Annotated in this window: 11 protein-coding genes and 3 pseudogenes; 5 read left to right on the top strand and 9 right to left on the bottom strand. The window is 32.7% G+C overall.

Annotated features, from left to right (window positions below; all coding sequences use genetic code 11):
• A pseudogene (locus tag B3J44_RS09130) lies at positions 1-1,665 on the bottom strand (outer membrane protein assembly factor); the annotation flags it as partial.
• 37 nt (positions 1,666-1,702) lie between these two features.
• On the opposite strand from B3J44_RS09130, the gene B3J44_RS09125 reads away from it, so the two are divergent.
• The gene (locus B3J44_RS09125; RefSeq protein WP_286967950.1) at positions 1,703-2,431 is read left to right on the top strand and encodes an RNA methyltransferase; all 729 of its coding nucleotides are present in this window, start codon (positions 1,703-1,705) and stop codon (positions 2,429-2,431) included.
• Positions 2,432-2,440: 9 nt separating this feature from the next.
• Here B3J44_RS09125 and B3J44_RS09120 read toward each other — a convergent pair whose 3' ends face one another.
• The 4 genes from B3J44_RS09120 to B3J44_RS09105 all read right to left on the bottom strand — a co-directional run bounded on the left by B3J44_RS09120 (position 2,441) and on the right by B3J44_RS09105 (position 5,298).
• On the bottom strand, positions 2,441-3,151 hold the full coding sequence (locus B3J44_RS09120; protein WP_286967948.1) for a porin family protein: 711 nt from the start codon (positions 3,149-3,151) through the stop codon (positions 2,441-2,443).
• A 1-nt stretch (position 3,152) separates the two neighbouring features.
• The gene (gene ubiE, locus B3J44_RS09115) at positions 3,153-3,884 is read right to left on the bottom strand and encodes a bifunctional demethylmenaquinone methyltransferase/2-methoxy-6-polyprenyl-1,4-benzoquinol methylase UbiE (protein ID WP_198854652.1); all 732 of its coding nucleotides are present in this window, start codon (positions 3,882-3,884) and stop codon (positions 3,153-3,155) included.
• Positions 3,885-4,459: 575 nt separating this feature from the next.
• Positions 4,460-4,942: a dihydrofolate reductase gene (locus B3J44_RS09110; protein WP_286967947.1), complete on the bottom strand. Its 483-nt coding sequence runs from the start codon at positions 4,940-4,942 to the stop codon at positions 4,460-4,462.
• Positions 4,943-4,953: 11 nt separating this feature from the next.
• Entirely contained in the window at positions 4,954-5,298 is a 345-nt protein-coding gene (locus B3J44_RS09105; RefSeq protein WP_111288290.1) for a 2TM domain-containing protein, read from the bottom strand.
• A 239-nt stretch (positions 5,299-5,537) separates the two neighbouring features.
• Between B3J44_RS09105 and B3J44_RS09100 the strand changes: the two genes are divergently transcribed.
• A complete protein-coding gene (locus tag B3J44_RS09100; protein WP_198854650.1) occupies positions 5,538-5,834 on the top strand; it encodes an isoamylase early set domain-containing protein in 297 nt (98 codons plus the stop codon).
• A 32-nt stretch (positions 5,835-5,866) separates the two neighbouring features.
• On the opposite strand, the gene B3J44_RS09095 is transcribed toward B3J44_RS09100, so the two are convergent.
• From B3J44_RS09095 to B3J44_RS09080, 4 genes and pseudogenes are all read right to left on the bottom strand, one after another.
• On the bottom strand, positions 5,867-6,718 hold the full coding sequence (locus B3J44_RS09095) for a thymidylate synthase (RefSeq protein ID WP_198854649.1): 852 nt from the start codon (positions 6,716-6,718) through the stop codon (positions 5,867-5,869).
• A 92-nt stretch (positions 6,719-6,810) separates the two neighbouring features.
• Positions 6,811-7,434 carry a bifunctional nuclease family protein gene (locus B3J44_RS09090; protein WP_008466556.1) on the bottom strand — a complete coding sequence of 208 codons (624 nt, stop codon included), beginning with the start codon at positions 7,432-7,434 and terminating at the stop codon, positions 6,811-6,813.
• Between the two features lie 165 nt (positions 7,435-7,599).
• Positions 7,600-8,569, bottom strand: a pseudogene (locus B3J44_RS09085) (electron transfer flavoprotein subunit alpha/FixB family protein).
• Between the two features lie 89 nt (positions 8,570-8,658).
• A complete protein-coding gene (locus tag B3J44_RS09080) occupies positions 8,659-9,405 on the bottom strand; it encodes an electron transfer flavoprotein subunit beta/FixA family protein (RefSeq protein ID WP_177211105.1) in 747 nt (248 codons plus the stop codon).
• Between the two features lie 502 nt (positions 9,406-9,907).
• Here B3J44_RS09080 and B3J44_RS09075 point away from each other — a divergent pair.
• The 3 genes and pseudogenes from B3J44_RS09075 to B3J44_RS09065 all read left to right on the top strand — a co-directional run.
• Positions 9,908-10,885 (top strand): pyruvate dehydrogenase complex E1 component subunit beta, encoded by a 978-nt coding sequence (locus B3J44_RS09075; RefSeq protein ID WP_008466560.1) that lies wholly within the window; start codon positions 9,908-9,910, stop codon positions 10,883-10,885.
• 69 nt (positions 10,886-10,954) lie between these two features.
• Entirely contained in the window at positions 10,955-13,456 is a 2,502-nt protein-coding gene (locus tag B3J44_RS09070; protein ID WP_286967942.1) for a DUF5686 and carboxypeptidase-like regulatory domain-containing protein, read from the top strand.
• Positions 13,457-13,704: 248 nt separating this feature from the next.
• A pseudogene (locus B3J44_RS09065) lies at positions 13,705-13,994 on the top strand (DNA-3-methyladenine glycosylase 2 family protein); the annotation flags it as partial.

Here is a 13,994-nt window from a genome sequence, read left to right as displayed (position 1 = left end):
AGGGTTGACATTGTAGTCTTTTCCAATACCGTTCAAATCATCATAAGAAGATGTATATACATTAAAGTAATTCCCTGGATTTAAGTTTCGAACAAACTGCGCGTTCAATAATTCTAGTTTTGCAGTATTATGACGTTTTGGGCTCCAATTATATGAGATACCTCCTGTGAAGTTTTCTTTATCCAAACCTATATTTCTCTGTTTGGAAAAACCAGATGATATAGAGGTATACGGAATCATACTTTTCGGAATAATTTTCTCGGTTCCAAAAGGCAGTAAAATTCTCGGAAAATTCAATTTCATATCCAAACCATATTCCGAAACGTTAAAGAAATTATTGTTCGGATTAGCCATGTCTCTAGATGAACCAATATTTAAACGAGCTGAAATTTCAAGGGTCTCTGCTCGATTAAATACATTTCGAATCGTTTCAGAAACACTGGCTCCAATTCCGAAATCTTGAATATTAGAGTGTGTTACGTCAAGAGTAGTTCCAAAACTGTATTTTTTTCTCGGAGTCAAATAAACATTAGCAATAAGAGATTGTGCTGTAGAATCTCTCTTGTCTACTTCGTACTGAATAGAAGGATAGTTGAAAATCCTTAAATTGTTTAAAGAACGAGAAGAAAGAGTTGTTCTAAAATCGGCAAACGTACTTCCTTTTGTAATAAAAATAGCATCAGTAATGGCGCGCGGTCTATATTTTAATCCTTTATAACTGTAAAGGTTAAAGTTGTTGTAACTTACGCTATCTGTTGGTTTTTTCTTAGCATTGGCTGCAGAATAATCGGTGTAGATATTTACATCACTAATCTTATATAATTTAAAAGGTTCGGTACGGCTTGAATCTTTTTCCTGAATATTATTGTTATTAATAATTAAGGTGACATCGGCTTTTGCTTTTTTGCCAATCGTGTCAATGTCAAAAGTTACATAAGTAGGCTGAAAATAATAAGCTCCGTGATTTCTAAAGTAAGTTGTAATACGGTTTTTCTCTTCTTCAAAATCTGTAGTTTTGTATTGATTTCCAGATTTTAATAAAGAAGGCTCATTATTAGTTCTATATAATGAGTCTAGTGCAGGAGTCATTATTTTGGTTCTAATAGTATCCAATTTATAAGCAGGTCCTGTTGTAATATTGTAATTAATCGCGGCTCTTTTTATGCCAACAGTATCAATTGTATAGCCTGTTTGAACATTGAAAAAACCATTGTTGAAATAGTAGTATTTTAAACGTAATAATGATTTTTTGGTTTTTGAAGTGTCAATTATTACAGGTGGTTCGCCAGTGTTTTTTAGAAATTCATGAATTCCTTTATAATAAAAAGATTGCCCAAGACGATCTACTTGTTTTGCAGAAAAAATTTTAGACATACGCTCATACTTTCCAGGATTGTTTTTAAATTTTGCCTGATAAGTAGAATCTGGATTTAAATTGGCTAAATTGTATAAATTTAATCGAAGCTTATAACCTAATAATTTACCATTTGGTTTTTGGTACATTTGGTTTGAAGCTGTTTCGTCATTTGTAGATTTTCCGTTAACTAGAATATTATTTTTTACAAGAAGGTTTTTTCCATCGGGAACTCTTTTTACGGCATTACAAGCGCAAATTAATATTGCAATTAGAAGAAATGCTATTATTTTTGTGGAATTATTTTTCAAGTGTTTTTTAATATTTAATTCAAAAGTACATTATTTTATGGTTAGTAAAAACCAAATAAAGCTTATCTCTAGTTTGCATCAAAAAAAGCAGCGTTTTGCCAATCAATTATTCTTTGCTGAAGGAGTAAAAGTAATTCAAGAATTGCTGCAATCCAATTTTGAATTAGAACATTTATACACCACATTGAATGATTTTGAAACGGTTCAAGCTTCAAAACGAACTCTTATTAATGAACAAGAACTGAAAAAAATAAGTGCTTTGTCGACTCCAAATTCTTGTTTGGCGGTTTTTAAAATTCCAGCCGAAAAGAAGATAATCGATTCAGGCTTGATTTTGGCGCTAGACGATATTAGAGACCCAGGAAATCTAGGAACTATTTTGCGTCTATGCGATTGGTTTGGTATTAAGCAGATTGTCTGTTCTAAAGAAACGGTAGATATTTATAACCCGAAAGTCGTACAAGCTACAATGGGGTCAATTACCAGAGTAAATGTAAGCTATGTTGATTTAAAACTTTTTCTTGCTCAAACTAAACTGCCAGTTTTTGGAACTTTTATGGACGGAGAAAATATTTATCAATCCCAATTGCCTCAAGAAGGAATCATTATTATGGGTAATGAAGCCAACGGAATTTCTGGAGAAATTGAAAAAATAGTAACTAATCGTCTAACAATTCCTAGATTTGGAGAGCTTCAAAAAACGGAAAGTTTAAATGTAGCTACTGCAACAGCAATTATTCTTAGTGAATTTAAACGAAATAGTTGATATTTTGTTTTAATGAAAAGTGAAATTTATTAAAATAGCTCTAGATTTCATCGAATCGATATTTCCAGTCCAAGGGCTGTCTGGAGTTTTATCTCTAATAAGTTCATCTGTTATGCCGAACATTCCTCTAACAGAAGGAGAAAAAATAAAGTATTCGGTAAAAATATCAATCCCTAAACCTAACTCGTAAGCAGCAGTCCATTGTTTTACTCTGAATTTCTGTTCAAAATTATCGTCTTGAGATTTGGCATTGCTAGATAAATTTAAAGTTGTAGACATACCGCCAACTAAATACGGACGTATATTTCCTGTACGCAAGGCAGAAAATTTCAATAATAAAGGGAAGTGAATATAAGTACTATTTACTTCTCTTAAATAATCGCTCTCTTTGTTGCTTATTCCAGGAAAATATAAATCTCGTTTAGTATAATATAAACCAGGTTCAAAACGCAGGTTGATATATTCTTGCAGTCTTAAATCGGCTACAACACCAACATTAAAACCAGTAGTTTTTTTAACCTGAATATCTTGCTGTACAGGAGTTTTGTAGTCAAATTTAAAGTCGAAACTATTAAAACCAAGATAATAGCCAAAGTAGATGCGCTGCTTTTGCCAGTTTTCAAGATTAATGATAGGATCTTTACTAAACATATTTTTAGCAAATTGAGAATGTCCTTTTGTCGTTAAGACCAATAAAAATAAGATTACAACTTTTTTCATACTATTTTTTAGATGCAGAATAAATTGTTGCGACACCAAAAGTTTGGGGCATTGCCACAACATCTATAAACCCAGTTTTTCTTAAAATATTGTTTAAGGCTTCACCATAAGGAAAAGCTGCCGCCGATTCGGATAAATAACCATAGGCATCATTATCTTTAGAAAATAATTTTCCGATTAGAGGAAGTATATTTTTACTGTAAAAATTATAACCTTGTTTATAAGGGAATTTATTTGGAACAGAAGTTTCTAATATAACAAATACTCCGTTTGGTTTTAAAACTCTTAAAATTTCTGCAAAACCTTTTTCTAAGTTTTCAAAATTTCTCACACCAAAGCCAACAGTAATAGCATCAAAATAATTGTCTTCAAATGGCATGTTTTCAGAATCGCCCAAAACTAGTTCAATAACATTAGAAAGCTTTTTTTCTTCAACTTTCTTTTTTCCAACTTCCAGCATTCCGGCAGAAATATCCAGACCAACAATTTTTTCAGCATTAGTTTGTGCCATCAAAATTGCTAAATCGCCAGTTCCTGTTGCAATATCCAAAATGACTTTTGGTTTTTTGTCTGATACGATCTTTAATACTTTTTTGCGCCATTTAACATCAATTCCAAATGAAATTACACGATTCAAATTATCGTAATTCCCAGAAATGGTATCAAACATTTGGGTTACTTGCTCTTTTTTACCTAAGGTAGAGTCTTTATACGGAGTTACTTTTTCAGACATTTTTTTTATTTAGGCAAATATAAACAATCTAGTTTAACTGTAATTGAGTTTTTTAATTTGTAAAATAAATGTTTTGAAGAGTTTGTTTTAGAACAGATTTACAGGCTGTTTTGGCATCCCTAAATTTAGGGATTTTGCCAAAATCCCTAAAACGCGGTATTGTACAATCACGGTATTATGAGCAACTTTGTTCAAGTAAAAATGATTAAAGTTTAATGATTGATAAAGTCGCTATAACTTAAGCAAGTGGTTACTTTTTTGCGCTGGTAATTCATTTGTTCTTGAAAGAGTTTGTAAAGTATTGTTCTTGGGGGGAAATACTATATTTAAGTGCAAAGTACGTTCTTAGGATTAAATTTGTTTTTGGAAATTTTAATTTTCTGCCTTTAATATCTTAGTGGTATTTGTTATTAAAGGCGTTTGGGATTTAGGTCCCAATAACATTAAATGTTATTCAGTTTTACAAATGTTTCTCGACATTTGTGATTTTTTTTAAACAAAATTTTTCTTGAGCGAGTTAGGCTTCAAAATCAATTATTTAAAAACATCCTCCCTTAAAAGAGGATGTTTTTTATTTATTTTCTAATGTAAGTTTCATAGGTGTAATCATAAAGATGCTTTTCATCTTTATAATTTTCTTCAGATTCGACCAAAATCCATTCATTTTTATTGATTTTCGGAAAAAAAGCATCTGCATCAAACGAATGATGAACTTTTGTTAATTCAATAATATCGGTAAACGGAAGAGCAAGATTATAAATTTCTCCACCGCCAATAACATAACTATCATCATTTTCAGGACATAGCGCAATTGCCTTTTCAATGCTGTCTACTACAATACATCCTTCTGGGTTATAATTTTCTTGACGCGAAATTACAACATGAACGCGATTTGGCAATGGTTTTGGGAAGCTTTCAAAAGTCTTTCTTCCCATTATGATATGATGACCAGTAGTAAGCGATTTAAATCTTTTAAAATCATTTGGCAAATGCCATACTAATTCGTTGTTTTTTCCAAGCGCATTATTTTCGGCTGCAGCCGCTATCATTATAATCATGGTATGCTTAACTAAATTTTATTTTCATTCTCTTCATTAATAGAAGATTCTAGCTGACTGATTCTTTTTTGCTGTAAAGCAACTAATCGGTCAATTTGTTCTCTTTCCCATTTTTTATTCATAAAACGGTCCGTTATATATACCTTTATAAAATGTAGAATAAAAAGGAAAAGCCAAATTGTAATACCCCAGATACACCAATTTTGAGTTGTGCCCTCTCCAAATCCAAAAAATTTATTGGCAATAAATAAAAATAAACTTCCAAGCAAGAAAAGAACAAAATGAAAATATAAAACCTTTTTCTGTCTTAATCGGCGTCTAGCGTATTCGTATTGTTCGTGTACTTCTTTTTCCATAAGATAAAAATGAGATTATAAAGTTAAAATTTATTTTCGAAAGTCAATATTTTGAATATGGAATATTTGCCTTTTGCGGATATAAGAATTTGAAAAACAAAATTTTAACCACTTTAAATTGCAGATAAAGCGAAAATATTAAGCTGTTTTTGGTATTATCATAAATCGCTTCTGAAGGTAGTTAGTGTTTCATTGAATTTAATTAATTTTAGATGTATAAATCTAAAAACGAAATAGTTATGTCTTTAAAGAAACAATTTGTGAAAACGAAACCTGTATGTAAAGTGACGTTTTCAATAGATGCTAAAGATGCAAATTCGGCAGCTGTTGTTGGAGATTTCAATAATTGGAATGCTGAAGAAGGAACTTTGAGTAAATTGAAAAACGGAACTTTTAAAGCAACTTATGACTTGGTTAAAGATGCTATTTATGAATTTAAGTATCTGATAGACGGAAATTATGTAAATGATCCTGAAGCCGATTCTTATAAATGGAATGATTACGCTGGAAGTGAAAACAGTGTTTTAGTTGTATAAAAAAATCCGCTATTAAAGCGGATTTTTGTTTTTTATACTGCAACACTTCCTTTAATTGCAGGGTGTGGATCGTAATCTACAAGTGTGAAATCATTAAAATCAAAATCAAAAATGTTTTTAATCTCAGGATTTAAAATCATTTTTGGTAATGGTTTTGGTTCACGCGTTAATTGCAGTTCCAATTGTTCAAAATGATTACTGTAAATATGTGCGTCGCCAAATGTGTGAATAAATTCGCCTGGTTCTAAGTCGCATACTTGTGCGATCATCATAGTTAGCAATGCATAAGAAGCAATGTTAAAAGGAACTCCTAAAAAGATATCGGCACTTCGCTGATACAATTGGCAAGAAAGTTTTCCTTTTGTTTCTCCCTTTTCAGGATCTGGACTTGCCACATAAAATTGGAAAAAAGCATGGCAAGGAGGTAATGCTGCTTTGTTGTTAGCAACATTCTCTTCAAAGGACTTTTTAGTATCTGGCAAAACCGATGGATTCCATGCAGAAACCAGCATTCTTCGGCTATTCGGATTTGTCTTTAATTCTTTAATTAATTCAGAAATCTGATCAATTTCTTCACTGTTCCAATTACGCCATTGGTGGCCATAAACAGGTCCTAAATCGCCATTAGAATCTGCCCATTCATCCCAAATTTTAACTCCATTTTCTTGAAGGTATTTTACGTTTGTATCGCCTTTTAAAAACCAAAGCAATTCGTAAATGATCGATTTTAAATGAAGTTTTTTTGTTGTAACCATTGGGAAGCCCTCACTTAAATCAAAACGCATTTGGTAACCAAAAACACTTTTTGTTCCAGTTCCAGTTCGGTCTCCTTTTTGATTGCCGTTTTCTAAAACGTGTTTTACTAAATCTAAGTATTGCTTCATCTTTGTTTAATCGTTTAATCGTGGATCTGTTTAATTGTAAATTTGTTTAGTCGATTTAACGAATAAACGGTTTAACGAATAAACATCAAAATTTATCTTCTAGAGATTTCGTCTCTAATTTTTGCTGCTTTTTCGTAGTCTTCCTGAGAAACAGCCTGATCTAAAAGTTCGTTCAATTCTTGTAAAGAATGTTTTGCGTAAACGTCTCCAGATTGGTTGCTTTCTTCTTCATGTCCAAAAGTTTCAGGGTTTGAAAGGACATCATCAATTTCTTGAGCGCCAGAATCTGTTTCGGCAGTATTCGATTTTAGATAAATTCCTGCTTTGTCTAAAATGTTTTTGTAAGTAAAAATAGGAGCATTGAAACGTAATGCTAAGGCAATAGCATCAGAGGTTCTAGCATCTATAATCTCTTCGATTTTATCTCTTTCGCAGATTAAGCTAGAATAAAAAACGCCATCAACTAATTTGTGGATAATGACTTGTTTTACTACAATGTCAAATCTTTCAGCAAAATTCTTGAATAAATCATGTGTTAATGGACGTGGCGGTTTTATTTCTTTTTCTAAAGCAATAGCGATTGACTGGGCTTCAAAAGCACCAATAACAATAGGTAATTTTCTTTCGCCATCCACTTCATTCAAAATTAAGGCATAAGCGCCATTTTGAGTTTGACTGTATGAAATTCCTTTTATGGATAATTTTACTAGACTCATATATGTTTGTAAAAAAGGTACTTAGCACCTTATTTTAATACTGTTTTGGTTTAAAAAATAAAGCTGCAATTTTAATCAAAAAATATGGAACAAAAAAGCTGCCTATAAACAAAGATACAACATCTTGTTTTTAGGCAGCAATATTTTTAAAGAGAATTCTTTGTATTAAGAATGCTGAGCTTTAAAAGCTTTTAATTTCTCTGTTAATTGTGGTACGATTTCAAAAGCATCCCCAACTACACCATAATCAGCCACTTTAAAGAAAGGAGCTTCAGGATCGTTATTGATAACTACTTTTACTTTAGAAGAGTTAATACCTGCAATGTGCTGGATAGCTCCAGAAATACCAATGGCAATATATAAGTTTGTTGCAACTGGTTTTCCTGTTTGTCCAACGTGCTCGCTGTGAGGTCTCCATCCTAAATCTGAAACTGGTTTAGAGCAAGCAGTTGCAGCACCAAGAACAGCAGCAAGATCTTCTACTAATCCCCAGTTTTCTGGACCTTTTAATCCACGTCCACCAGAAACTACGATATCCGCATCCGCGATAGAAACTTTTCCAGATACTTTTTCTACAGATTCTACTTTTACACCAAAGTCATTATCTCCAACAGTTGGGTTGAAATCTTCTGCTGTAGCCGCTCCTGCGCTTTCAAAAAGACCGTAAGAGTTTTTAGCTAAACCAAGAACTTTTACATCTGTACTGATTTCTGTAATATTGAAAGCTTTGTTTGAGAAAGCATTTCTTTTTACTTGAAAAGGAGAAGTGCTAATCTGGCAATCCAACCACATTTGAAGCGAAACCAGCATTTAAAGCTACCGCAACTAGTGGAGAAAGGTAAATACTGTCTGTTGTAGAAGAAAGTAAAACTAATTTTGTTCCTTCTTTTTCAGCTGCTTGTTTAATTACATCAGCATAAGCCTTTGCGTTAAAACCAGCTAGTTTATCGTTGTTTACTTTTAGAACTTTATCAACGCCGTATTTGCCTAATTCGCTTACATCGCTAATGTTTACAGTCAAAGCTGTAACAGTTGTACCTAATGATTCAGCTACTTTTTTAGCATATGAAGCTAATTCGAAAGCAACTTTTTTAAATTTTCCTTCTGCAGATTCTGCATATATTAATATTGACATAATTTTTTTTTGTTTAAAGTTTAAAGTTTAAGGTTTCAAGTTCATAAACTGAGACTGAAAACCCGAGACTGAAAACTGATTACTGAATACTAGATTACCTTCGCTTCGTTGTGTAATAAATTGATTAACTCATCTAAATTATCAGGAGAAACTAATTTCACTGCTGATTTTGGAGCTGGTTTTTCAAATTTCACTGCTTTTGTATTTACAGCTGCATCAACTGGCTCAAGGATAGTTAGAGCTTTAGTTCTTGCAGTCATAATTCCTCTCATGTTCGGAATACGTAAATCTTTTTCTTCAACAAGACCTTTTTGAGCTCCAATAATTAATGGAAGAGTAGTGCTTACAGTTTCTTTTCCACCGTCAATTTCACGAACTGCTTTTACGTTATTTCCGTCAACAGTTAAGCTTGTGCAAGAATTTAAGAAGTTAGAACCTAAAATTCCTGCGATCATTCCAGGAACCATTCCTCCGTTATAATCCAAAGATTCTTTTCCAGCTATTACAAGATCATAACCTCCGTTTTTAATAACTTCTGCTAATTGCTTAGCAACAAAAAATCCGTCGGTTGGATTTGCATTCACACGAATTGCTTCGTTTGCACCAATTGCTAATGCTTTACGCAAAGTTGGTTCAGTATCAGGACCTCCAACGTTTACAACCGTTACATTTGCACCTTGTTGCTCTTGAAACCAGATAGCGCGTGTAAGACCGAATTCGTCGTTAGGGTTAATTACATATTGTACTCCATTAGTGTCAAATTCTGAGTCACCGTTGGTAAAGTTGATTTTTGAAGTAGTATCAGGCACATGGCTGATGCAAACTAGTATTTTCATAAGTATATATTTTGAATTTATAATATGCTTTTACAAATTTAGAATTTAATTTGGAATAATTATACTATGCATGCATAATATTTTTTAAAACTATTACGATTTCGCAGATTGTTCAGTTTTGGATGATTTTCATCGGAATCTAAAAATAAAATAATACTCATTTTGTCTGATTGTTAGGAATTTTGCAATAACTGACAGTTGAGGAGCAGATTAATTTTTGTCTGAGAAATACTAATTTTTGGTTTTTTACGTTATGATGGATGAATTTGAAGAAAATAAGAATTAAACAAATGAATAAAAGTTTGTCTAAAAAATATTCTGGAATAGATTAAGTGTGAATTGTACGTTATTATATCGATTTCGTTAATATCACAATAAAGTTTAAAAAGTTAAAACCAGAGAACAGATAGAAGTTCATGCGATTTTAAATTCAATTTTTGCATTTAAGTTATTTAAAATATTTATTTTTGCTTTTCAGAAAATTCAACATACAATATAAAATATGAGAACAATACAATTTAGAGAGGCCATTTGTGAAGCAATGAGCGAAGAAATGCGTCGCGATGAATCCATATATTTAATGGGAGAAGAGGTTGCAGAATACAATGGAGCTTACAAAGCTTCTAAAGGAATGCTTGCTGAGTTTGGTGAAAAAAGAGTAATCGATACTCCAATTGCTGAGCTTGGATTTTCAGGAATTGCAGTAGGTTCTGCAATGAACGGAAACCGCCCTATTGTAGAATATATGACATTCAACTTCTGTTTAGTTGGTATTGATCAAATTATAAATAATGCTGCTAAAATGCGTCAAATGACAGGAGGACAGTTTAATGTGCCTATCGTTTTCCGCGGACCAACAGCTTCTGCTGGTCAATTAGGAGCTACTCACTCACAAGCTTTAGAAAACTGGTTTGCTAATACTCCAGGTCTTAAAGTTGTTGTTCCTTCAACTCCTTACGATGCAAAAGGACTTTTAAAATCAGCTATTCGTGATAACGATCCAGTTATTTTCATGGAATCTGAGCAAATGTACGGAGACAAAGGTGAAGTGCCAGACGGAGAATACACAATTCCTCTAGGTGTTGCTGATGTTAAACGTGAAGGAACAGATGTAACTATCGTTTCATTCGGAAAAATCATCAAAGAAGCTTTTATCGCTGCTGATGAATTAGCAAAAGAAGGTATTTCTTGTGAGATTATCGATTTAAGAACAGTTCGTCCAATGGATAAAGATGCTATCTTAAAATCGGTTAAAAAAACAAACCGTTTAGTAATTCTTGAAGAAGCTTGGCCAGTTGCCAGCCTTTCTTCTGAAATCTCTTATATCGTTCAAGAACAAGCATTCGACTTCCTTGATGCGCCAATTCAACGTATTACAACAGCAGATACTCCTGCACCGTATTCTCCAGTATTGCTTAAAGACTGGTTGCCAAATGCTGGTGATGTAGTAAAAGCAGTTAAAAAAGTATTATACAAATAATACAAATACAAAATACTCATAAAACTTCATCAGACAACTTGGATTGGTGAAGTTTTTTTTTACTTTATAATGAACAAATTAACTCTACTTCTCTTATATATTGTATTTGCATTTGCGAATGTTGTTACTGCACAAACCAAAGTGAGTGGAGTTGTTTTGGACAAATCGAATCAGCCAATACCTTTTGCAAATGTAGTTTTTAAAGGTTCTAATATTGGGATTGTTTCAAATGAAGACGGTCGTTTTTATTTAGAATCACCAAATACTTATACCGCACTTTTGGTTACTTCAGCAGGATTTTCAGATAAAGAAGTTCCTTTAGATAAAGCAGTTAATTATAATTTCAAAATTGTTTTGTTCGAAGAGCAAGTGCTTAACGAAGTTGTAATTTATACTGGAAAAACTTCTAAGAAGAATAATCCGGCATTGGATATTTTGAGAAAAATCTGGGAAAGAAAACGTAAAAACGGATTATACCTGTTTAATCAATATCAAATGCAGAAGTATGAAAAAGTGGAATTTGACATGAACACTATTGATAGTGCCTTCATGAAGAATAAGCTTTTTAAAGGAATGGAGTTTATCTTTAATCACGTTGATACTTCTGATGTTACTGGAAAAACCTATTTGCCGATTTTTATCAACGAATCGGTTTATGACGTTTATGGAGATAATAAGCTAAAAAAGGTAAAAGAAAATCTTACCGGAAATAAAATGTCTGGTTTCAATGGAAATCAACAGATTTTATCTTTCGTTAAAGACCTTTATTCTGACTATAATATTTACGACAATCACCTGAAATTCTTTGATAAGAGTTTTACTAGCCCGCTTTCAAGAACAGGAATCGATGTTTACAATTATGTTTTAAAAGACAGTGCTTTTATAGATAAAAAATGGTGCTACAATATTGTTTTTTATCCTAGACGTAAAAACGAGTTGACTTTTAAAGGAGATTTTTGGGTTAACGATACCACTTTTGCGATCAAGAAAATTAATATGGGTGTGACGAAAAGCGCCAATATTAACTGGGTAAAAGATATTTATATTGAACAGGAATTTGAAGTAGAAAACGATTCTGTTTTCCTTTTGACGCGTGATTATATGATGTCTGATTTTGCTTTAAATAAAAAAGAAAAATCAAAAGGGGTTTATGGTAAAAGAACCACTTTATATCGTAATCATAAATTCAACATTCAGAAGCCTGAGAAGTTTTATAAAGAAGAAGTAAACTTTATTGATAATGCCGTTTACGAACGACCGCCCGAGTTCTGGGAAGAAAATCGTTTTGAAAAGCTAAATAAAGATGAGCAGGGTATTTATAAAATGCTTGATACACTGCAGACAGTCAAGCGATTTAAACAGCTGTATAATCTGGTCTCTATTTTAGGAAGTGGTTACATCGAATTTAAAAACTTCGATTACGGGCCTATATTTTCAACTTTTGGATACAATGAAGTCGAAGGTCTAAGGTTAAGGGTAGGAGGAAGAACCTATTTTGGGCCAAATGATCCATGGCGTATTCAAGCTTATACCGCTTACGGATTTGATGATAATAAATTCAAATACGGGGTTTCTGGAAAATGGATGGTTGACAAGAAAAACCGAGTTATCATTTCTGGAGGAAACAGGCGTGACATTGAGCAAATTGGTGCCAGTTTAACCACTACCAATGATGTTCTAGGAAGAAGTTTTGCCTCTTCGGCCCTGTTTACGACTGGAAGCAACGGGAAACTGACCAATATTAATTTGAGTAACATTTCTGTAGAAATGGAGCCTAAAAAGAATTTTATTGTCTCGGCAGGACTTTCATATCGAACATTAGAATCGGCATCGAAGACCTTTAGTTTGGATTATTATACAACTTTACCAACCGCAGCAAATCCAGCAGGTGTTGTAGAAAGTATGGTAAAACAATCTGAGGCTAATATTCAGTTTGAGTTTATGCCAAACAGAAAAACGATTGGTTATGGTGTAGAAAGGAGTTTAGTTGATAGTCCTTTTAGTCATTTCTTTGTTAATTTCAGTTACGGATTAAAAGGAGTTTTTGATAGTGATTTTGCTTACGAAAAAATTCAAGTTTTCTATAGACAGCCAATTATTATCGGGCCTTTAGGAAGAACAAATATCACAATCGAAACAGGAAAAACTTTTGGTACAATTCCGTTAGGTTTGATGAGCGTAATTCCGGGTAACCAGACTTATTTTACAATTGAAAACACATTCAGTAACTTGAATTTCTATGAATTCGTTACAGATCAATATACAACCTTGCAGTGGAATCATGATTTTGGAGGAAGATTGTTTGCCAGAATTCCATTCATGAGAAAACTGAACTGGAGAGAGTTTATCGGAATTAGAGCCGTTCATGGAACTATTTCTGATGCCAATCGTGCCATTAATGCTTCGGGATTACCTTATAATGCTCCTGAAAAAGTGTATTGGGAATATAATGCAGGAATTGGAAATATTTTTAAAGTTTTCCGTCTTGATTTCTCTTGGAGAGGAAATTATCTAGATATGCCAGATGCACACAAATTTGCAATTAAAGGATCTTTCGGGTTTTATTTCTAATTGTATTTTAGAGGCAAAGGTTCAAAGTTACAGAGTCGCAAAGGTTTAAAAACCTTTGCGACTTTTTTGTGTTTAAATATTTTTTTTCACGCAGATTTTGCAGATAAAGCAGATTTGATATTCTTTAAAATTTTTAATTTATCTGCTAGATCTGCAAAATCTGCGTGAAAAAAACTTAGTGACTTGGCGTCTTTGCGAGAACTAATTTCATTTTTCTTATTTTTGATTTACTTTCGAAATCTAACACCATGCAAGAAGCCATCGATTTTTTAACCAATAAAAATTCTGTATTTCTAGAAATTATTGAAAAATACGGATTGCCTCCAATTCCAAGACGTCCTCCTGGATTTGAAACTTTGGTTTTATTAATACTTGAACAGCAAGTTTCTATAGATTCGGCGAAGGCCACATTTTTAAAAATCAAAGCGTACAAAACTTGCAATCCCGAAAATATGGCTGTTTTGACTGATGAGGAATTTAGAAATTTGGGAGTAAGTCGTCAGAAAACAAAATACATTAAGATTTTAGCGGAAGCGGT

It is taken from the genome of Flavobacterium sp. UBA4854, assembly GCF_002399805.1.
GTDB lineage: Bacteria > Bacteroidota > Bacteroidia > Flavobacteriales > Flavobacteriaceae > Flavobacterium > Flavobacterium ginsengisoli.
Note: the sequence above shows the minus strand (reverse complement) of the source record. Positions and strands in the feature narration are given on the sequence as shown.